Source organism: Microbacterium petrolearium, assembly GCF_054782875.1.
Genome location: NZ_BAAGRQ010000003.1, coordinates 110,830 through 131,177, shown reverse-complemented (window position 1 = coordinate 131,177; position 20,348 = coordinate 110,830). Strand labels below are relative to the sequence as shown.

General features: G+C 73.8%; 15 protein-coding genes. 8 read left to right on the top strand and 7 right to left on the bottom strand.

What is annotated here, in order from left to right; genetic code table 11:
* Positions 1 to 1,359 (bottom strand): flavin monoamine oxidase family protein, encoded by a 1,359-nt coding sequence (locus tag ACYVJ0_RS03960; RefSeq protein WP_460816129.1) that lies wholly within the window; start codon positions 1,357 to 1,359, stop codon positions 1 to 3.
* Positions 1,360 to 1,525: 166 nt separating this feature from the next.
* Between ACYVJ0_RS03960 and ACYVJ0_RS03955 the strand changes: the two genes are divergently transcribed.
* A complete protein-coding gene (locus tag ACYVJ0_RS03955) occupies positions 1,526 to 2,734 on the top strand; it encodes a cobalamin-independent methionine synthase II family protein (protein WP_449852913.1) in 1,209 nt (402 codons plus the stop codon).
* Positions 2,735 to 2,917: 183 nt separating this feature from the next.
* Here ACYVJ0_RS03955 and ACYVJ0_RS03950 read toward each other — a convergent pair whose 3' ends face one another.
* A complete protein-coding gene (locus tag ACYVJ0_RS03950) occupies positions 2,918 to 4,141 on the bottom strand; it encodes an MFS transporter (protein WP_449852914.1) in 1,224 nt (407 codons plus the stop codon).
* Positions 4,142 to 4,303: 162 nt separating this feature from the next.
* Here ACYVJ0_RS03950 and ACYVJ0_RS03945 point away from each other — a divergent pair, with 162 nt between their 5' ends.
* Positions 4,304 to 5,305 carry a DNA topoisomerase IB gene (locus tag ACYVJ0_RS03945; protein ID WP_449852915.1) on the top strand — a complete coding sequence of 334 codons (1,002 nt, stop codon included), beginning with the start codon at positions 4,304 to 4,306 and terminating at the stop codon, positions 5,303 to 5,305.
* Positions 5,306 to 5,320: 15 nt separating this feature from the next.
* Here the strand turns inward: ACYVJ0_RS03945 and ACYVJ0_RS03940 are convergent, their stop codons facing one another.
* Both ACYVJ0_RS03940 and ACYVJ0_RS03935 read right to left on the bottom strand, forming a co-directional pair.
* Positions 5,321 to 6,097: a M56 family metallopeptidase gene (locus ACYVJ0_RS03940; protein WP_449852916.1), complete on the bottom strand. Its 777-nt coding sequence runs from the start codon at positions 6,095 to 6,097 to the stop codon at positions 5,321 to 5,323.
* A 52-nt stretch (positions 6,098 to 6,149) separates the two neighbouring features.
* On the bottom strand, positions 6,150 to 6,506 hold the full coding sequence (locus ACYVJ0_RS03935; protein WP_449852917.1) for a BlaI/MecI/CopY family transcriptional regulator: 357 nt from the start codon (positions 6,504 to 6,506) through the stop codon (positions 6,150 to 6,152).
* Between the two features lie 152 nt (positions 6,507 to 6,658).
* Between ACYVJ0_RS03935 and ACYVJ0_RS03930 the strand changes: the two genes are divergently transcribed.
* Genes ACYVJ0_RS03930 through purU form a run of 4 tightly spaced genes read left to right on the top strand, consistent with a single transcriptional unit; the run spans position 6,659 to position 13,857 of the window.
* Positions 6,659 to 8,239, top strand: coding sequence for a cytochrome ubiquinol oxidase subunit I (locus tag ACYVJ0_RS03930; RefSeq protein WP_460816126.1), 1,581 nt, complete (start codon positions 6,659 to 6,661; stop codon positions 8,237 to 8,239).
* Between the two features lie 24 nt (positions 8,240 to 8,263).
* Positions 8,264 to 9,328, top strand: a complete 1,065-nt coding sequence (gene cydB / locus ACYVJ0_RS03925; RefSeq protein ID WP_460816124.1) for a cytochrome d ubiquinol oxidase subunit II — start codon at positions 8,264 to 8,266, stop codon at positions 9,326 to 9,328.
* A gap of 25 nt (positions 9,329 to 9,353) precedes the next feature.
* Positions 9,354 to 12,977, top strand: a complete 3,624-nt coding sequence (gene cydC, locus ACYVJ0_RS03920; protein WP_460816123.1) for a thiol reductant ABC exporter subunit CydC — start codon at positions 9,354 to 9,356, stop codon at positions 12,975 to 12,977.
* A 4-nt stretch (positions 12,978 to 12,981) separates the two neighbouring features.
* Entirely contained in the window at positions 12,982 to 13,857 is an 876-nt protein-coding gene (gene purU / locus ACYVJ0_RS03915; protein WP_460816122.1) for a formyltetrahydrofolate deformylase, read from the top strand.
* A gap of 14 nt (positions 13,858 to 13,871) precedes the next feature.
* Here purU and ACYVJ0_RS03910 read toward each other — a convergent pair whose 3' ends face one another.
* Positions 13,872 to 14,783: a serine hydrolase gene (locus ACYVJ0_RS03910; RefSeq protein ID WP_460816120.1), complete on the bottom strand. Its 912-nt coding sequence runs from the start codon at positions 14,781 to 14,783 to the stop codon at positions 13,872 to 13,874.
* Between the two features lie 177 nt (positions 14,784 to 14,960).
* Positions 14,961 to 16,919: a M13 family metallopeptidase gene (locus ACYVJ0_RS03905; protein WP_460816118.1), complete on the bottom strand. Its 1,959-nt coding sequence runs from the start codon at positions 16,917 to 16,919 to the stop codon at positions 14,961 to 14,963.
* Between the two features lie 104 nt (positions 16,920 to 17,023).
* On the opposite strand from ACYVJ0_RS03905, the gene ACYVJ0_RS03900 reads away from it, so the two are divergent.
* Entirely contained in the window at positions 17,024 to 18,193 is a 1,170-nt protein-coding gene (locus ACYVJ0_RS03900; protein ID WP_460816117.1) for a MarP family serine protease, read from the top strand.
* Positions 18,194 to 18,230: 37 nt separating this feature from the next.
* Positions 18,231 to 19,562: an MATE family efflux transporter gene (locus ACYVJ0_RS03895; protein WP_449852925.1), complete on the top strand. Its 1,332-nt coding sequence runs from the start codon at positions 18,231 to 18,233 to the stop codon at positions 19,560 to 19,562.
* Between the two features lie 124 nt (positions 19,563 to 19,686).
* On the opposite strand, the gene ACYVJ0_RS03890 is transcribed toward ACYVJ0_RS03895, so the two are convergent.
* Positions 19,687 to 20,316: a TrmH family RNA methyltransferase gene (locus ACYVJ0_RS03890; RefSeq protein ID WP_449852926.1), complete on the bottom strand. Its 630-nt coding sequence runs from the start codon at positions 20,314 to 20,316 to the stop codon at positions 19,687 to 19,689.
* Between the last annotated feature and the right edge of the window lie 32 nt (positions 20,317 to 20,348).

Genomic DNA, 20,348 nt, shown 5'->3' with positions numbered 1-20,348 from the left:
TCAGGCGTCGACGAACGGCGCGAGCGCGTCGAGCGCGGCCTGCACGGCGTCGGCCTCGTCGAGTTCCGCGAACGCGCGTGCCGCCTCGCCGCCGATGAGGCCCACGAGGATCGGATCGCCCGTGACGGCGGCGAGGTTCACCCACGTCCGCAGGGTCGCCTCGCCGTCGAGCAGGTGCCAGACGGCGGCGTCGGTCGCCCAGAACGGCTCCTCGAAGCGCAGCCAGAGCTGCTCCACGGCGCCGCTGCCCAGCGCGGCGATCGCGCTGCGGTGGCCGAGGGGCAGCGGCGGATCGAACTCGATCGATCCGCGCTGCAGCACGCCGATCGGCACGGTGAGGATCGCGCGGTCGGCCGACACCGCCTCGCCCGTGCCCAGCCGCAGGCTCACGCCCGTCTCGTCGTAGGAGACGCCCAGCACCGAGGTCGACAGCGAGACCGACAGCCCGTCGACGGCGTCGGCGGCCAGGCGCGCCGTGTCGCCGAGCGCGGCGGCGCGGGGGCCGGGAAGCGCCGGCGGGTACCAGGCCGACAGCTCGTCGGCATCCGCCCCCGCGTGCCCGGCCAGCACGGCGAGCGCGGCGGCCACGGCCGGGTCCTCGGGATCGGCGCCCGACTGCGCGAGCGCCTCCGACAGCGGCACGTCCGCCGGCTGATCCTGCGCCCACGCCGCGGCGCTCCGGATCGGGTCGAGGGAGGGCACGTCGCCCTCGCCCTCGGCCGAGCGGGCGGCCTCGCCCTCCAGGTCGCGCACGTCGGCGTCGAGCTCCTCGAGGCGCGCGCGCAGCGAGTCGTCGTCGGCGTCGACGAGCCAGGCGCCCAGCTGGGGCACGACCGGCCAGTCCTTGTCGTCGAGCGTGTGCAGCCGGCCGCCGACGCGGTCGCGCGCCTCCACCACCGTGACCTCGTACCCGGCGTCGGCGAGGAACCGGGCGGCCCGGGCCCCGGCGACGCCCGCGCCCACGACGAACACCCGCTCGCCGTCGCCGGCGACCTCGGTGACCGCGACCGCCGCGCGCACGCCGTCCTGCGCGGCCGCGGTGAGCGATCCGACGGGGTCGCCCAGGGCGTCGCCCGCGAAGAAGACCCGCTGGGCGAGGGGCCGGGCCAGCTGCGCCCTGTCGGCCTCGGACGACCCCGGCGGCACGTAGGCGCGGGCGCCGCGGGCGAACGGATCGGTCGTCCACGCGCTGCGCGCGAAGTCGGCGGGGGCGGGCACGCCGCCCTCGGGCGTGAGGGTCGGCGAGGGGCTCGACGGCGAGGGGCGGGGGGCGGGCGGATCGGGGGTGCACGACGCGAGCAGCAGCGTCACGGCGCCGGTGCCGGCGCCGAGCAGGAGCGTGCGTCGCGTGACCCTCATCTCACGCGCCACCCTATCCGCTCCGGGCCGCGGGAGCGGCCCCGACGGCGCCGGGCCGGCGCCGGGCCGGCGTCACGCGGCGTCATGGAACGCGACACGCGAGGGGCGTTCCGCGTACGCTCGCGATCGTCCACCCGTTCGGCCGTCCGCCTCGACGAGGAGCCCCATGAGCACCATCCAGACCACCACCGCCGGCAGCCTGCCCCGCACGCAGGCGCTCATCGACGCCAACGCGGCGCGCGAGTTCGAGGACGACGGCTTCACGCTGAAGTCCTCGCCGGAGTTCGAGGGGCTGCTGGCCGATGCGGTGGCCGACGTCGTCGAGCGCCAGCGCCAGGCCGGCATCACGCAGCCGGGCGACGGCGAGTACGGCCACGCCATGTCGGCGCCGACCGACTACGGCGCGTGGTGGGTCTACTCGTTCCAGCGCGCGAAGGGCCTGACCCTCACCGACGAGGACATCTTCTCGCAGCAGCCCGTGCGCTCCGAGCCCGGGAACATCCGGCTGACGTCGTTCCCCGACCGCCGGGACTGGACGATCTTCCGCGAGGCCTACAGCGACCCGAACAGCTTCATCAGCGTCGGCAGCAACGCCACCGCGTTCCCCGCCACGACCGGCCCCATCGCGTACGCCGGCCACGACGCCGTCGCGAGCGACGTGCGCAACCTCACGGCCGCGCTGCGGCCCGGCGAGCAGGGCTTCATCCCCTCGCTCGCGCCCGGGTCGGCCGCGCGCATCGCCAACCGGTACTACGCCACCGACGAGGAGCACATCGCCGCGTGGGGCGCGGCGCTGCACCACGAGTACAAGGCGATCACCGACGCGGGCCTCATCGTGCAGCTCGACGATCCCTCGCTGGCCGAGAACTGGGACCAGATCAACCCGGAGCCGAGCGTGGAGGACTACCTCGCCTTCACGCAGATCCGGATCGACGCGATCAACGAGGCGATCCGCGGCCTGCCCAAGGAGCTCGTGCGCCTGCACCTGTGCTGGGGATCGTGGCACGGCCCGCACACGACCGACATCGAGCTGAAGCACATCCTCAAGACCGTGCTGGGCGCCAACGTCGGGCAGATCTCGTTCGAGGCCGCCAACGCCCGCCACGAGCACGAGTGGGCGGTGTGGGAGGAGAACAAGGACATCATCCCCGACGACCTCGTGCTCGTCCCGGGCGTCATCGGCCACTCCACGAACCTCGTCGAGCACCCCGACCTCGTGGCGCAGCGCATCGAGCGCTTCGCCCGGATCGTGGGCCCGGATCGCGTCATCGCCTCGACCGACTGCGGCCTGGGCGGCCGCCTGCACCCGCAGATCGCGTGGGCCAAGCTCGAGTCCCTCGGCGAGGGTGCGCGCCGCGCCGGCGCCCGGGTCTGAGCCCCGGTCCGAGCGGCGCCCGTCCCCTCCTGCACAGCGCCCGGGCTCTGTCCCGCACAACGAAGGAAAACCGCGGGACGGACAGGGCGACACGCCGCGGCCGCGCTCGCCCGCGGACCCGTGTTCCTTCGTTGTGCAGGACCGGGGCGGTCGCGGGTCCGCGCCCGCGGCGCAAGGGGGCAGCTACGGCCGGCTGCGCTCGCTGTTCGACCGCGGCAGCTGCAGCACGATGGCCGCGCCCAGCACCGCCGCGCCGGCATAGAGGAAGAACACCCCGGGGTAGCCGTTGCCCGACGCGATCATGACGCCCGTGAGGTAGGGGCCGACGATCGCGCCCAGGCGGCCGACGCCCGAGACGAGGCCGAGACCCGTGCCCACGAGGTGCTTCTCGTACACGTGACCGCACATGGCGTACAGCAGCGCCGAGGTGGAGAAGACGAACAGCCCGGTCACGAACACGACCGCGTTCAGCGCGATCTCGCTGCCGATCCGGATCGACATGACGGCCAGGAACACCGCCGCGCCGGCGAACCACAGCGCCGTGACGCCCTTGATCCCCCGCGCGTCGGCGGCGCGCGCCGAGATGACGATGCCGGCGAGGGCCCCGGCGTTGAGCAGGAAGAGCATCACGAGCGAGTCGGCCACGGGGTAGCCCGCCGTGGTCATGATCTTGGGCAGCCACGAGTTCATGCCGTAGACGAGCACGAGGCCCATGAAGTTCGCCGCCCACAGCGCAAGGGTGATGCGCAGGTAGCGCGGCTTCAGCGTGTCGAGCGCGCGGGCCCGCGGGGCGGCGTCGGCCGCCGGACCGGCGACGTGCGCGGCCGTCTCGGGCAGCGCGAAGATCATGACGATGCCGAGCACGAGGCCCAGCCCACCGCCCGCCGCGAAGAGCCACTCCCAGTGCAGGCCGGCGGCGAGCGCGGCGAGCGAGGCCGCCACCGCGCCCACGTGGTAGCCGGTCATGACGAGGCCGTTGGCGCGGGCGCGGCGGCCGGGAGGGGCCGCCTCCTGGATCATCGCGAGCGCGACGGGCATGCAGCCGCCCAGGCCGATGCCGGCGAGCAGGCGCAGCACCCCCATCGCGAACGGATCGGGGAAGAGCGGCAGCAGCAGCGTGAGCGCCGAGAAGCTCAGCACCGCCGCGATGAGCGGCACACGCCGCCCGAAGCGATCGGAGATCGGCCCCATCGTCGCCGCGCCGAGGCCCACGCCGACGAGCGAGAGCGTGACGACGACGTTCATCGCCGCCGTGTCGAGCCCGACCGGGCCCGTGAGCGTGGGCATCGCGGCGCCGAGCGCGACGATGTCGTACCCCTCGAACACCACGGTGAGCCAGCACAGCACGGTCACCCACCGGCTCGCGGCGGGCGCGGGGCTGATCTGCTTCGGGAGGGCCTGCGACATCGTGGTCCTTGCTCGAGGGGCGGCGCGTCGGGTGCGCGCCTGGGAGTTCCCGACGCGCCGGCGGCCGTCGTGCGTCTCATTCTGACGCCTCCCGCGCTCCCGTGCGCCGCGATCGGTGTCAAGCCCGCGCGAGCGGGCCCGGTGCCGACCGATACTGTCGGCATGGTCCGCCTCCGCCGCACGTCCCCGGATCAGCCCGGCTGGACGCGGCGGAGGGCCGGCCGGGGCTTCCAGTACCTCGACGCGTCGGGCGCCCGGCTGCCCGACGAGGCCGTGAAGCGCATCCGCTCGCTGGCGATCCCGCCCGCGTGGCGCGACGTGTGGATCACGCCGCACGAGAACGGCCACCTGCAGGCCGTGGGCACCGACGACGCCGGGCGGCGCCAGTACCTCTACCACCCGCAGTGGCGCACGCGCCGCGACGCGGCGAAGTTCGACCGCGTGCTCGACTTCGGCGCCGCGCTCGGGCGGTCGCGGCCGCGCCTGCTCGACGACCTCGACGTCGACGGCATGCCGCTCGAGCGCGCGTGCGCCGCCGCGGTGCGCCTGCTCGACCTCGGCTGCTTCCGGATCGGCGACGACGTGTACGGCGACCGCTACGGCAGCTACGGGCTCACGACGCTCGAGCGCGCGCACGTGCGGCGCGCCGGCGGGCTGCTCGTGTTCCGTTTCACGGGCAAGTCCGGCATCCCACACCGGATCGAGATCGACGACGAGCGCGTCGTCGGGGCGATCGAGGCGATGCGCCGGCGCCGAGGCGAGCCGACGGCGCTGCTCGCCTTCCGCGACGGGCGCGGCTGGCGGCGGCTGACGCCGGCGCTCGTGAACGAGTACGTGCGCGACGCGACCGGCGCCGACGCCACCGCGAAGGACTTCCGCACGTGGCACGCCACGGTGCTGGCGGCGAGCGAGCTCGCCGGGCGCCACGACGAGGGCGCGACCGCCGCGGCCCGCAAGCGCGCGGTCGCCGACGCGATGCGCGAGGTGGCGGCCTTCCTCGGCAACACCCCGACGGTCGCCCGCTCGTCGTACGTGGATCCGCGCGTCGTGTCGGCGTTCGACGAGGGCCGCACGATCGAGCGGGCCGTGCGCCGGTCGCATCCCGACGCCGACACCCGCCAGCTCGCGCTCGAGCGCGCGACGATCCGGCTCATCCGCGACTGACGCGCGGGCGCGGGATCAGGAGGCGAGGCGGCGGAAGCGGTCGTGCATGCGGTCGCGGCGCGACGACGCGCGCTCGGAGCGATCCGTGCCCAGCGATCCGGCGCCCGCCACCTTGAGGATCGCCCGAGCGAGCACCTCGGCCGGTTGCGTGCGGCGGGCGACGTCGTCGGCGAGCATCTCGACGAGGGCGGCGACCTCGGCCTCGGCGCGGGCCGCGATGGGGAACCACGGCAGCGCGTGGTGCCACGCCTTGAACGCCACCTGCAGCACCTCGTGCCGCTGCTCCACGTGCGCGCGCTCGTGCGCCATGACGGCGGCGAGCTCTCCGGGCTCGAGGTCGTCGAGCAGCCCGCGCGAGAGCACGGTGACCGAGCCGACGCCGCGCGGCAGGCAGTACGCCACGGGCGCGGCGTCGTCGAGCACGCGCGTGCGGGCGCGATCCGGATCGGGCACGCTCAGCAGCTCGAGCAGCGCGAGGTGGCGGCGGCGCTGCCGCTCGAACGACACGACGGAGGCGACGAGGTGCGCGAGCAGGTACGCGGCGAGCGCGAGCGCGGGGATGCCCGCGAGCCAGGGATGGGCGGGCACGAGGGCGATGCCGACCAGCCACAGCGAGCCGATCATCGTGAAGCCACCGGCCAGGGCGATGCCCTGCCACAGCAGCAGCGCGAGCACGGGCCGGCGCGGCGGCCACGCGGCCCGCGAGAGCGCGATCGGCACGGGCCACGCCAGCAGCACGGCTACGAGCGCGCAGGCGGCGGCCGCCGCCAGGTCCCACGCCGTCACGCTCACCGCTCAAGCGTATTCGTCCGCGCCCGGCCCGGTTCCCGGCTGCGGTGGTGAACTACACAGAGCCCGCGAGCAGCCGGCGGAGGATGGCCGCGTCCTCCTCGGAGACGCCGCCGACGAAGCGCGCGAGCACCGCGCTGCGGTCGTCGGCCACGCCGAGCACCTCGTGCATCAGCTCGGCCATGTGCTCCTCGCGCGAGCCGACCGCGCGGTAGCGGTGCGGGCGCGCCGAGCGGTCGCTCGTCACGAACCCCTTCTTGTCGAGCCGCGAGAGCACCGTCAGCAGCGTCGTGGCCGCCAGGTCCCTCCCCTGCGCCTCGAGCACGTCCTTGACGTCGTAGGCGGTGAGGGGCTGATCCGCGTCCCAGACGACGTCCATCACGGCCCGCTCCAGGTCACCCAGATTCGCCATCGCCTCCCCTTCCTGCGCGTAGACGAGGTCCTATTCTACCCGCGGCCGAAGATGTTCTACACCCGGTCGAAATCGCTTCTTCTATGTGGTGTCGAACTACTTCTACAGTATGTAGAATCCAGGGGACGCATCACCTGACGAAGGGGGCAGCGGTGGATCCGCTCGACATCGCGCGCTGGCAGTTCGGCATCACGACCGTCTACCACTTCCTCATGGTCCCGCTCACGCTGGGCCTCGGCATGACCGTCGCGATCCTGCAGACCCGATGGGTGCGCACGGGCGACGAGCGCTACCTGCGCATGACGAAGTTCTGGGGCAAGCTCTACCTCATCAACTTCATCGTGGGCGTGGCCACCGGCCTCGTCCAGGAGTTCCAGTTCGGCATGGCCTGGAGCGAGTACTCCCGCTTCGTCGGCGACGTGTTCGGCGCCCCGCTCGCGCTCGAGGGCCTGCTGGCGTTCTTCGCCGAATCGACCTTCCTCGGCGTGTGGATCTTCGGCTGGGGCCGCCTGCGCAAGGGCCTGCACCTCATGGCGCTGTGGTTAGCGGTGATCGGATCGTGGATCTCGGCGTACTTCATCATCGTCGCGAACTCGTGGATGCAGCACCCGGTGGGCGTCGAGCTCGGCGCCGACGGCCGCCCCGTCATGACCGACATCTGGGCCGTGCTCACCAACAACACGGCGCTGGCGGCGTTCTCGCACACGATCGCGGGCGCGCTCGTCGTGGCGGGCATGTTCCTGCTCGGCATCAGCTGGTACCACCTGTGGCGCCGCCGCCACGACGGCATCGACACGGTGGACGAGCGCGGCGCGGTCGTCGTCGGATCCGCCCCCGGCATCCCCGGCCGCGACGAGAAGGACCACGGCGTGTGGCTGCGGTCGCTGCGCATCGGCGCGCTCGTGGCGATCCTCGGCTTCGGCGGCACGGTCATCACGGGCGACATCCAGGGCAAGCTCATGTACGAGCAGCAGCCGATGAAGATGGCCGCGGCCGAGGCCGCCTGCCACACCGGCTCGTCGTTCTCCGTGCTGTCGATCGGCGACCCGGGATCGACCGACTGCGAGGACGTCGTCACGCTCATCGAGATCCCCGGTGTGCTCGGCTTCCTCGGCGCCGGCGACTTCGACGCGCAGATGCCCGGGATCAACGACCTCGAGCCGCAGTACGTCGACCAGTACGGCGAGACGATCCCCGACGACGAGCTGTACGGCGACCGCGCGGGCTCGGAGGTGCAGTACGTGCCGCCGATGTGGGTGACGTACTGGGGCTTCCGGCTCATGATCGGCCTCGGCGGCATCGTCGCGGCCGCCGCCGTGGTGGCGCTCTGGCTCACCCGCCGCGGCACCGTGCCGACCTCGAAGTGGATCATGCGGCTCGCGCTGCTCGGGATCGTCGCGCCGTTCGCGGCGAACATCGCCGGCTGGGTCTTCACCGAGATCGGCCGCCAGCCGTTCGTCGTGGCGCCGAACCCCGACCCGTCGGGCATCGACGGCGTGTTCATGTTCACGGCGGCGGCGGTCTCCCCCGGTGTGACGGCCGGCGAGATGCTCTTCTCGGTCATCGCGCTCACGACGATCTACGGCGTGCTCGCGGTCGTCGAGATCGGGCTGCTCGCCAAGTACATCCGCGGCGGGGTGGTCTCCGGCATGCCCGAGCTCGGCCATGCCGACGACCACGACGACGAGCCGCCCACCGACCGGCGAGACGACGTGCTCGCGTTCGCCTACTGATCCGCTGGCAAGGAGAGAGACATCATGGACGCCCTTCCCGTCGTCTGGTTCATCGCGATCGCCGTGCTCTGGATCGGGTTCCTGCTCCTCGAGGGCTTCGACCTCGGCGTGGGCATGCACCTGCTGTTCTCGACGCGCGACGAGCGCGAGCGGCGCACGATGCTCAACACGATCGGACCCGTGTGGGACGGCAACGAGGTGTGGCTCATCACGGCGGGAGCCGCGATCTTCGCGGCGTTCCCGTTCTGGTACGCCTCGCTGTTCAGCTCGCTCTACATCCCGCTCACGATCACCCTGCTCGCGCTGATCCTGCGCGCGGTGTCGATCGAGTACCGCGGCAAGGTGCACTCGGAGCGCTGGCGGCGGTTCTGGACGCGGGCGCTCGGCTGGGGCTCGCTCGTCGTCGCGTTCTGCATCGGGGCGGCCCTGGCCATCACGTCGACCGGCCTGCCGATCGACGACAACGGCGACCGCGTGGGGCACCCGTTCGTGTGGCTCACGGTGCCGGCCGTCCTGGGCGGCCTGGGCGTGGTCGGCTTCGCGCTCGTGCACGGCTCGACGTTCCTGGCACTCAAGACCGACGGCGCGATCCGCGAGCGCGCCGCGCGCTTCAGCGCCACGTGGGCGCCGCTGCTGCTCGCGCCCGCCGCCGCGTGGGCGCTGTGGGTGCAGTTCGCCCACGGCGGCAACCCGATGTCGTGGGCCCTCGTGGTGCTCGCCGTCGTGGCCGCGGCCTTCGGCTGGGGCAGCGCGCGCCGGCGCCACGAGGGCCGCGCGTTCCTCGGCTACTCCGGGTTCGTGCTCTTCGGCGCCGGCTCGATCTTCGCGGGCATGTTCCCCTACGTGCTGCCCTCGACGCTCGACGCCGACTTCGGCCTCACGGTGTGGGGCGCCGCGAGCGGCACCTACACGCTCTCGGTGATGACCGTGGTGGCCGCCATCGGGCTGCCGATCGTGCTGGGATACCAGGCATGGTCGTACTGGGTGTTCCGCAAGCGCCTCTCCCCCGGCATGATCCCCGACGCCCACGACTTCATCCCCGCGATCCTGCGCGAGAAGGCGCACGAGCCCGCTCGTCGATCGGAGTGAGCGCAGCGAACGAAGCGGAGACGGGTTGAGCGAGCGAAGCGAGTCGAAACCGGAGGCGCCGAGCCCGACGCCACGCCCCGATCTCGGCCCGGTCCCGCCGGCGCGGCTGCTGTGGCTGGGCGTGTTCGCGACGCTGAAGGCGGTCGGGCTCGTGCTCGTGGCCGAGGCGGTGGCGCGCGGCGTCGCGGGCGTGCAGGCGGGCGAGCTCGACGCGCGCGCCGTCGTGATCCTCGGCGCCTCGGGCGCCCTGCTGCGGGCGCTGGCCGGCTGGGCCACGCAGGTGGCGGCGCAGCGCGTGGCGATCGCCGTGAAGCGCGACCTGCGCGCCCGCCTGTGGCGGCGGATCGCGGCGGGCGATGCGGCCGGCGGCGCCGAGAAGCAGGGCGGCGTCGTCGTGCTCGCCTCGGAGGGCCTGGACGACCTCGACGACTACTACACGCAGAGCCTGCCGGCGATGATCGCGGCCGTCGCGATCCCGCTCGTCGTGGGCCTGCGCATCCTCGGGGCCGACGGGGTGAGCGCGCTCATCGTCGTGCTCACGGTGCCGCTCGTGCCGGTGTTCATGATCCTCATCGGCCGCCACACGCAGGAGCGCACGGACGAGGCCACGGGCGCGCTCACGCGGCTGGCCGATCACCTCACCGAGCTGGCGCGGGGGCTGCCCGTGCTCGTGGGGCTCGGCCGGGTGCAGGAGCAGACGCGCTCGCTCGACCGGATCCAGCGCGAGTACCGCGAGCGCACCCTCGCGACGCTGCGCACCGCCTTCCTCTCGGCGCTCGCCCTCGAGCTCATCGCGACGCTCTCGGTCGCGGTCGTGGCCGTGTTCCTCGGCCTGCGGCTGCTGTACGACACCGTGCCGCTGGAGCCCGCGCTGCTCGCGCTCATCCTGGCGCCCGAGATCTACGCGGCGCTGCGCGACGTCGGCACGGCGTTCCACGCCTCGCAGAACGGCCTGTCGGCCCTCACCCGAGTGAAGGCGCTGCTGGCCCGCCCGGCCGCGCGAGATGCGCGGGCCCCGGTGGTCGGTGCAACCCCACGGTTGCTGAACGAAGTGAGCGAAGCGAACGAAGATGAAGCGACCACAGCAACGCCCGCTCATCGCCCGGGCGCGCGCAACCCGTCGCGGCCGATCGACGAGCGGCCGATGTTGCGGTGGTCGCTTCATCTCCGCGGCCTCCGGCCGCTCCGTTCAGCAACCGATCGGTGCAGCCCGCCGGTCGCCGAACGCAAGCGACCACCCGAACCCATCCGGATCACCGACCTCACGATCCGGTACGCCGGTCGGGCGGCGCCCGTCGTCGAGGGGCTCGGCGCCGAGCTGCGAGGGATCGTCGCCGTCACCGGTCCGAGCGGGGCGGGCAAGTCGACGCTGCTCGCGGCGCTCACCGGATCCCTGCCCGCCGACGCCGAGGTGACCGGGGCGATCCGCGGCGCCGATCCGTCGGCCGTCGCGTGGTCGCCGCAGGCGCCGCGCCCGTTCGCCGCGACGCCCCGCGAGGAACTCACGCTGTACGGCGCCGCCGATCCGCTCGCCGCGCTCGCGGAGCTGGGGCTCGAGCGCGTCGCCGACGCGGCGGTGGCCGAGCTGAGCCCGGGCGAGCAGCGCCGCCTCGCGGTGGCCCGGGCGCTCGCGCGCGTCGACGCGGGCGCGAGCCTGCTCGTGCTCGACGAGCCGACCGCGCACCTCGACGCCGCCTCCGCCGACCGGGTGCGCGCCGCCGTCCGCCGCCGCGCCGCGCGCGCCACCGTCGTCCTCGCCACCCACGAGCCCGAGACGCTCGCCCTGGCGACCTCCACCGTCGCGGTCGGATCGAGCGAGGCCGCACCCGCGCCCGCGCCGCGGCAGCGGATCGAAGACCCGGGCCCGCCACGCGAGGCGCCCGGCCTCGACTCGTCGCTGCGCTCCTCGCTCGGCCCGTCTCGGCTCCGCGCTCCGCGCTCCGCTCGACGAGCGGATGTCCGCGCCGCGACGGCCGCGCGGCTGCTCGCCTCCGTGATCCGGCCCGCGCGCTGGCGCTGGCTCGGGGCGATCGTGCTCGGCGTCGTCGCCACGGGCATGGGCCTGTCGCTCACGGCGATCTCGGGCTGGCTCATCGTGCGGGCCAGCGAGGAGCAGTACATCATGTACCTGCTCGTGGCCATCGTGGGCGTGCGCTTCTTCGGGATCGGCCGCTCGGTCGGCCGCTACGCCGAGCGGCTCGCGACGCACGACGCGGCGTTCCGCGTGATCGACGCGCTGCGGCTGCGGCTGTGGGGAGCGATCGCGGCGCGCGGCGCCGGATCGCGGCGGCTGCTGGAGGGCGGATCCCCCGTCGATCACCTCGTGACGCAGGCCGACGAGCTGCGCGACCAGCTGCCGCGCACCCTCGCGCCGATCGCCGTCGGCGTGCTGTCGATCCTCGGCATCGCGGCGACGACGTGGGTCGTCGCCCCGACGCTCGCCCTGCCCGTCGCCGGGACCCTGCTGCTCGCCGCCGGCCTCGGCTCGGCGCTCGCGGTGATCGCCGCGCGCGGGGCCGGGGCCGCCGGGGTGCGCGAGCGCGCCGCCGTCGTGCGGGGCACCGCCGCCCTCGCCGACGCCGCCGACGACCTGCGTGGCAACGGCGAGGCCCCCGTGCGCGCGGCCCTGACCCGACTCGACGCCACGGCCGAGCGCCTCGCGCGCGCCGAGCGGTCGGCGACGTGGGGTGCGGGCCTCGGCGCGGCCGTCGCCGTGCTCGCCACGTCGCTGCTCGCCGCGCTCGTCGCGGTGCTCGCCCCCGGCCTGCTCGCCCAGGACCTCGCCGTCGTCGCCCTTCTCTCCCTCGCGGCGCTGGAGCCGCTCGACGGTCTCGTCCGCGCCGTCCACCGCCTGCCCGCGCTGCGCGCCGCGCTCGCCCGGCTCGCCCTCGTCCTGCGCCCGATCCCGCCCGCGCTCACGGGCGACCGCGAGCCGGCCGATCCGGTGCGGCACATCGAGCTCGACGGCGTCTCCGCGCGGTACCCCGGCGCCGCCGCCCCGGCGTTCGCGGGGGTCGACGGTGCGGCGCGCGCGGGCGAGTGGCTCGCGCTCGAGGGCCCGAGCGGGTCGGGCAAGTCCACCCTGCTCTCGGTGCTCATGGGCGCGCTGCCTGCGGCCGCGGGCGAGGTCCGCGCCGACGGCGTGCCGCTGACCCGGCTCGACGCCGCGGCCTGGCGACGTCGCGTGGCGTGGTGCCCGCAGGAGGCGTACGTGTTCGACTCGACCCTGCGCGGCAACCTGCTGCTCGCGCGCGATCGCGCGGACGCGCCCTCCGACGCCGACATGCGCCGGGCGCTCGAGCGCGCGGGCCTCGGCGCGCTGCTCGCCGCGCTGCCCGAGGGGCTCGACACGCGGGTCGGCGCCGGGGGATCCGCGCTGTCGGGCGGCGAGCGCCAGCGCCTGGCCGTGGCGCGCGCCCTGCTCAGCCGCGCGGGCATCCTGCTGCTCGACGAGCCGACGGCGCACCTCGACGCCCCGACGGCCGCCGCCATGATGGACGACATCCGCGCCGCCTCGGCCGATCGCATCACGGTGCTCGTCTCGCACCGCCCCGCCGACGTGCGCGCCGGCGACCGGGTCATCCGCCTGGGCCGCGCGGGCGCGCCCGCCGGGGAAGCCACGAGCCCGCGGCGGGAGCGGTCAGAATAGACGCATGCCCGAGACCATCGAGTCGCTCATCGACCACGCCTGCCTCATCGTGCATGGGCCGGACCAGCGCGGGATCGTCGCGGAGGTCGCGGCGCTCATCTCGCGCAACAAGGGGAACATCACCTCGCTCGACCAGTACTCGAGCGACCCGGAGGGCGGCGACTTCTTCCAGCGCGTCGTGTTCCACCGCCCCGAGCTCGTCGCCGCGCTGCCCGAGATCCGCGACGACCTGGAGCGCACGCTCGGCGCGCTCGGCATGTCGTGGCGGATCGACGACATGTCGACCCCGAAGCGGATGGCGATCCTCGCGTCGAAGAGCGACCACTGCCTGCTCGACCTGCTGTGGCGGCACCGCCGCGGCGACCTGCCGGTGACGATCCCCATGGTGATCTCGAACCACACGAAGGTGGCCGAGGACGTGCGCTCGTTCGGCGTGCCGTTCTTCCACGTGCCCTCGCAGGTCGGCCCCGACAAGTCGGAGTCGGAGGCGGCGATCCTGAAGCTGCTGGCCGGGAACGTCGACTTCGTCGTGCTGGCCCGCTACATGCAGGTGATCTCGAACGACTTCCTCGAGAAGCTGGGCGTGCCCGTCATCAACATCCACCACTCGTTCCTGCCCGCGTTCATCGGCGCCGAGCCGTACCGCAAGGCGAAGGAGCGCGGCGTCAAGCTCATCGGCGCGACCGCGCACTACGTGACGGAGCAGCTGGACGAGGGCCCGATCATCGAGCAGGACGTCGTGCGCGTGACGCACGCCGAGACCGCAGCCGATCTGCAGCGCCGCGGCGCCGACGTGGAGCGCGCCGTGCTCTCGCGCGCGGTGCTGTGGCACGCGCAGGATCGCGTGATCCGCCACGGCAACCACACGATCGTCTTCTGAGGCGACCGACGGGCTCAGTGCACGAACTCCATGAGCTCGGAGCCGAGGGTGCGGAAGACCCGGTGGGCGCGGTCGCGGTGCATGGGCGAGAGGTCGTCGAAGCAGACGGTGAGCGCGTACGCGATGCCCGCACCCGGCCCCGCGATCACGCCGGCCTCGGCGCGCACGCCCGCGCTGTTGCGGCCCGTGCGGTTGAGGAAGAGCAGCCCGTGGCGGTCGTCGTCGTGCGCGAACGGATCGAGGTTGGTCGCGGCGCCGACGAGCGTGAGGTCGTAGCCCATCGTCAGCCACTCGGCCACCTGCGCGCTCACCCGCGCGTTCACGGCGCGCCCGTTCACGAGGTCCGAGAACAACTTGGCGTACTCCCGCGTGGTGCCCAGTGCGAAGTGCGGGGCGTCGTCCGGCCCGCGCTCGTCGCGGAAGCGGTCGAGCACCGCCGAGCGCGGCATCCCCAGCTCCACGAGCCGGCGCGTGACCGCCTCGAGCCCCACCGACTCGAGCAGCGCGTTCACGGCGTAGGCATCGCCCGTGGCCGCCGCCAGCACGACGAGGTCGCCGAGCGGCAGCGTGGGCACCGCCAGGTGGCGCCAGATGCCCGCCACGCCGACCCGCTCGAGTCCGGATCGCTCGACGAGCGCGAACGGGTCGAGGGTCTCCTCCTCGAATCGCGCGGCGGCCTCGACGAGGATCGGCACGACGCCGAGCCCGGCGATCGGGAGGGTGACGTAGTCGTCGCCCGACAGCACGACGGACCCGCGATCGAGATCGGTGATGTGGATCGACACCTGCGCGCCGGACGAGGCGAGATCGTCGAGCGCGGCCATGGTGCCGGCGAAGACCCCGTTGCGTCCGCGGCGCACGACGCGGGAGCGGCCATCGCGCGCGCGTCGCCGCGATGCGGTGTCGTGATCGGGCTCGACGGCCACGATTCCTCCGGGGATGACGGGGTGGGGGGAAGGATCCGCGCGCTGCCCGGCGGCCGGCCCCCAGGGAGCTCATCGCCCCCGGCCCCGTGCGCTCACGCGCGTGCGCGCACCCTCACGCGCCGATCCATTAGCAGACTAATCCGCCCGCCGCGCTGAGCGCGGCGGGCGGAGAAGACGTCACCAGATCGTCACACGCCGGTCAGGCGCGAGCCACAGCGCGTCCGACTCCGTCACGCCGAAGGCGTCGTAGAACGCGTCGATGTTGCGCACGATCTGGTTGCAGCGGAACTCGGCCGGCGCGTGCGGATCGATCGTGAGCAGGCGGATCGTCTCGGCCTCGCGGCCCTTCTGCTGCCAGCACTGCGCCCACGACAGGAACACGCGCTGCACGCCCGTGAGGCCGTCGATCTCGGGCGCCTCCCCTCCCGCGAGCGAGAGCTCGTACGCCTTCAGCGCGATGCCGAGCCCGCCGAGGTCGCCGATGTTCTCGCCGACCGTGAGCGCGCCGTTGACGCGATGCGTCTGCGGGTCGAGGCCCTCCGGGGTGAGCTCGTCGTACTGCGCGATGAGCACCTTCGTGCGCTCCTCGAACGCGGCGCGGTCCTCGTCCGTCCACCAGTTGCGCAGCGCGCCGGTGCCGTCGTACTGCGATCCCTGGTCGTCGAATCCGTGCCCGATCTCGTGGCCGATGACGGCGCCGATCCCGCCGTAGTTGGCGGCGGCGTCGCGCTCGGCGTCGAAGAACGGGTACTGCAGGATCGCGGCGGGGAACACGATCTCGTTCATCGTGGGGTTGTAGTACGCGTTCACCGTCTGCGGCGTCATGTGCCACTCGTCGCGGTCGATGGGCCCGCCCAGCTTCGCCAGCTCGCGGTCGTGCTCGAAGGCGGCGGCGCGCTGCACGTTGCCGAGCAGGTCGGCGGCGTCGATCTCGAGCGCCGCGTAGTCGCGCCATTTCACGGGGTAGCCGATCTTGGGCGTGAACGCGTCGAGCTTGGCGAGCGCCTTCTCGCGCGTGGCGGGGCTCATCCACTCCAGCGCCGTGATGCTCTGCCGATAGGCCTCGATGAGGTTCGCGACGAGCTCGTCCATGGCGGCCTTCGCCGCGGGCGGGAAGTGCCGCTCGACGTACACCTTGCCCACGGCCTCGCCCATGGATCCCTCCACGAGCGAGACGCCGCGCTTCCACCGCTCGCGGTTGGCCGGCACGCCCGTGAGCGTGGTGCCGTAGAACGAGAAGCTCTCGTCGACGAGGTCGTCGGTGAGGTACGGCGCCGCGGCCCGCACGACGCGATAGCGCAGCCAGGCCTTCCAGTCGTCCAGCCGCTCCGGCACGAGCAGCGAGCCGAGCCCCTCGAGGTACGACGGCTGCGCCACGACGACCTCCGCGAGGCCGGCGGGATCGGGCGCGACGGCCTCCAGCCACGGCTGCAGGTCGAGGCCCGCGAGCTGCTGCGCCTCGGCCCACGACTTCAGGTTGTAGGTGGCCACCGCGTCGCGGCTGCGCACCTTGTCCCAGTGGTGCGTGGCGAGCTCGGTCTCGAGCGTGAAGAGGCGCTCCGCCTGCTCGGCCGCGTCGGCGACGCCGCCGAGCGCGAGCAGCCGCTCGGCGTGGGCGCGGAAGGCGGTGCGGATCTGCTCGAAGGTGTCGAGGCGGTAGTAGCTCTCGTCGGGCAGCGAGAGCCCGGCCTGCATCAGGTACGCGATGTACCGGTCGGGCGCGCCCTTGTCGGGCCCCACGTACATGCCGACGAGGGCGGCGACGCCCGCGCGGTCCAGGCGGCCGAGCGCGGCGAGGAACGCGGGCACGTCGGCGATGGCGTCGACCTCGGCCAGGCGCGGCGCGAGCGGCGCCGTGCCGAGCTGCGCGATCCGGTCGGTGTCCATGAACGAGGCGTACAGGTCGCCGATCTTGCGCGTCTCGGTGCCGGGCTCGGCGCCCTGCGCCTCCTCGATGATCGCGCGCACCTGCGCCTCGGCCTGCTCGGCCAGCAGGTGGAACGAGCCCCAGCGCGCCTTGTCCTCCGGGATGTCCGTGCGCGCGATCCACGATCCGTTCACGTGCCGGTACAGGTCGTCCTGCGGGCGGACGTTCGGGTCGAGTTCGTCGATGGCGATGCCGGAGGGTTCAGTCATGCGTCCCATCGTAGGGTCGCGCCTCCCGGCGGCGGGCGGGCCTCCCAGCGGTCTCACCGGCCGCCGCACCGGGGGCAGGGCACGATAGAGGCGGGAGGCGCCGGATGCTCGTGGTGGACGTGGTCGTGATCGTGGTGATCGTCGTCGCGCTGCTCAGCGGGCTGCGCGTCGGGCTGTTCACGGGGCTTGGCGCCTGGGCGGGGTTCGCCGCCGGCGCGCTGCTCGCCCCCTGGCTCGCGCCGCTGGCGAGCCGTGCCGTGCCCGAGCCGGCATGGCGCGGCGTGGCCGTGTTCGCGACGGTGATCGCGCTGCTGGCCGTCGGCACGGCCGTCGGCACCGCCATCGGCTCGCTGCTGCGCCGCGGCGCCCGGCGCATCAGGGTCGGCGCGCTCGACCGGCTGCTCGGCGGCGTCGTCGGCGCGGTCGCCGCCACGCTGGCGGCCGCGCTGGCCGGATCGGTCATCGCGACGGCCGGCATCCCCGTCGTCTCGGCCGCCGTGGCCTCCTCGACCGCGCTGCGCACGATCGACCGCTTCACCCCCGATCCGGTCGCCGAGGCCCTCGCGCGCCTGCGCTCGGTCGTCGTCGAGGACGCCCTGCCGGCCCTCGGCGGCATCGTCGATCCCGGCGTCGTGCTGCCCTCTCCCGAGCTCGACACCGACGATCCCGCCCTCGCCCAGGCGGCGTCGTCCGTCGCGCGCATCTCGGGCGTCGCCTATGCGTGCGGCACGGGGTCGACCGGCTCGGGCTTCGTCGTGGCCGACGACCTCATCGTCACCAACGCCCACGTGGTGGCCGGCGTCGAGTCGGTCGTCGTCGAGCTGCCCGAGCAGCCGGCCGTGGACGGGCGGATCGTGTACTTCGATCCCGTGGACGACCTGGCCGTGGTGGCCGCCGACATCTCCGCCGCGCCCCTCGACGTCACGGCGCCGCTGGGCGTGGGCGCCGAGGCCGCCGTGCTGGGCTACCCGTACGGAGGGCCCCTCGAGATCCGCGCGGGATCGGTGATGTCAGTGGGACCGGTGTCGATGCAGGACATCTACGGCGACGCGCGCACCGAGCGCGACACCTACGCCCTCGCGGTGGAGGTGCGACCGGGCAACTCGGGCGGCCCGCTGCTCACCCCGTCGGGCGACGTGGCCGGCGTCGTCTTTGCGCGCGACGAGGCCAATCCGGGCATCGGGTACGCCATGACCACCGCCGAGCTGGAGCCGGTCCTCGCGTCGGTCGACGCCGCGGCCGCGCCGGTGCCGACGGGGCGCTGCACGGGCTGACCGCGGCCGTGTCGGCGCCACGCCCTAGGCTCGGAGGGTGGCAGAACCCGGCGCGCGACGGTCGCTGAACCGCGACATCCTGCGCCTGGCGGTGCCCGCGCTCGGCGCGCTCATCGCCGAGCCGATCTTCCTCATCATCGACTCCGTCATGGTGGGGCACCTCGGCGTCACGCCGCTCGCCGGGCTCGGGATCGCCTCGGCCGTGCTGCAGACGATCGTCGGGCTCATGATCTTCCTCGCCTACTCGACGACCCCCGCCGTGGCGCGGCGCTTCGGCGCCGGAGACCGCACGGGCGCGGTCTCGGTCGGCATCGACGGCATGTGGCTCGCGCTCGGGATCGGCGCGGTACTGGCCGTGGCCGGCCACTTCGCCACACCCCTGCTCGTCGGCCTGTTCGGCGCGACCGACGCCGTGGCCGAGCAGGCCGCCACCTACCTGGGCATCTCGATGTGGGGCCTGCCGGCCATGCTCATCGTGTTCGCCGCCACCGGCCTGCTGCGCGGCATGCAGAACACCGTCATCCCGCTGTGGATCGCGACCGCCGGCTTCGCGGCGAACGCGCTGCTGAACTGGCTGTTCATGTACGGGCTCGGCTGGGGCATCGCCGGATCGGCCGCAGGCACCGTCGCGGCGCAGTGGGGCATGGTCGCCGCCTACGTGCTCGTGATCGGCCGGCTCGCCGCACGCCACAGCGCGTCGATCCGCCCCCAGCGCGAGGGCGTGCGCGGCTCGGCGCGCTCGGGAGGGTGGATGTTCCTGCGCACGGTGAGCCTGCGGCTGAGCCTGCTCGTGACGGTGGGCGCCGCGACGGCGCTCGGCACCGACGAGCTGGCGGGGTGGCAGATCGTGTTCACGATCTCGTCGACCGCGGCGTTCGCGCTCGACGCGCTCGCGATCGCGGCGCAGGCGCTCATCGGGCGCTCGCTCGGCGAGGGGGACGAGGATCACGTGCGCGGCGTGCTGTCGCGCACGCTCGCGTGGGGCGCGTGGTTCGGCGTGCTCTGCGGCGCCGTGATCGCCGCGCTGTCCGGCGTGATCGGGCTGGTGTTCACGGGCGACGCCGACGTGGCCGCGCTGCTCGTGCCCGCGCTCGTGCTGATGGGCCTGATGCAGCCGCTCGCCGGCGCCGTCTACGTGCTCGACGGCGTGCTCATGGGCGCCAACGACGCCCGCTATCTCGCGATCGCGGGCGCGATCAACCTCGTCCCGTTCCTGCCGTACCTCGCCGTGCTGTGGTGGCTGCGCCCCACCGGATCGTGGGGGCTCGCGCTGCTGGCGGCCGGCTTCTTCGTGGTGCTCATGGGCATGCGCTTCTGGACCCTGCACCGCCGCGTGCGCGGCACGGCGTGGCTGCACCAGTCGGCCTGACACTCAGGCGTAGCGCCGCGCGGCCGGGGAGCCGGTCGATCCGCTCGACTACCTGCCCTGATGTCCGCAAGTCTGTGTCAAGTCCGGGCGCTCACACGAGCGGATTCCGCACAGACTTGCGGACTCAGGCGTAGCGCCGCGCCCACTCGTACATGACGATGGCCGCCGCCGCGCTCGCGTTGATCGAGCGCGTCGAGCCGTACTGCGTGATCTCGATGTGGGCGGACGCCGCGGCGAGCGCCTCGTCCGACAGGCCGGGGCCCTCCTGCCCGAACAGCAGCACGCAGCGCTCCGGCAGCTCGGCCCGGTCCACCGGCACGGCCTCGCCGACGTTGTCGACGGCGATGATCGGGATGCCCTCCTCCGCCGCCCACGCGGCGAATGCGGCGACGTCCGGATGATGCACGACGTGCTGGTAGCGATCCGTCACCATGGCTCCGCGCCGGTTCCACCGCCTGCGCCCGATGATGTGCACGGTGTCGGCGAGGAACGCGTTGGCGCTGCGCACGATCGATCCGATGTTCATGTCGTGCTGCCAGTTCTCGATCGCCACGTGGAACGGGTGCCGGCGCGCGTCGAGGTCGGCGACGATCGCCTCCATCGTCCAGTACCGGTAGCGGTCGATCACGTTGCGGGTGTCGCCGTTCGCGAGCAGCTCGGGGTCGTACTGCGCGCCCTCCGGCCACTCTCCCGGCCACGGCCCCACGCCGTGGGTCGTGAACTCGCGGCTGGGCTCGGGCGTCGCGTCGGTCACCGGTTCAGCGTACGGCGATCGCCGGATCGTCG

Bases quoted from the DNA above. Each gene is read 5' to 3' on its own strand.
- purU (WP_460816122.1), top strand. From the start codon at position 12,982: ATGCCCGAGACCATCGAGTCGCTCATCGACCACGCCTGCCTCATCGTG.
- cydB (WP_460816124.1), top strand. From the start codon at position 8,264: ATGGACGCCCTTCCCGTCGTCTGGTTCATCGCGATCGCCGTGCTCTGG.
- ACYVJ0_RS03935 (WP_449852917.1), bottom strand. From the start codon at position 6,506: ATGGCGAATCTGGGTGACCTGGAGCGGGCCGTGATGGACGTCGTCTGG.
- ACYVJ0_RS03905 (WP_460816118.1), bottom strand. From the start codon at position 16,919: ATGACTGAACCCTCCGGCATCGCCATCGACGAACTCGACCCGAACGTC.
- ACYVJ0_RS03945 (WP_449852915.1), top strand. From the start codon at position 4,304: ATGGTCCGCCTCCGCCGCACGTCCCCGGATCAGCCCGGCTGGACGCGG.
- ACYVJ0_RS03950 (WP_449852914.1), bottom strand. From the start codon at position 4,141: ATGTCGCAGGCCCTCCCGAAGCAGATCAGCCCCGCGCCCGCCGCGAGC.
- ACYVJ0_RS03900 (WP_460816117.1), top strand. From the start codon at position 17,024: ATGCTCGTGGTGGACGTGGTCGTGATCGTGGTGATCGTCGTCGCGCTG.
- ACYVJ0_RS03955 (WP_449852913.1), top strand. From the start codon at position 1,526: ATGAGCACCATCCAGACCACCACCGCCGGCAGCCTGCCCCGCACGCAG.
- ACYVJ0_RS03960 (WP_460816129.1), bottom strand. From the start codon at position 1,359: ATGAGGGTCACGCGACGCACGCTCCTGCTCGGCGCCGGCACCGGCGCC.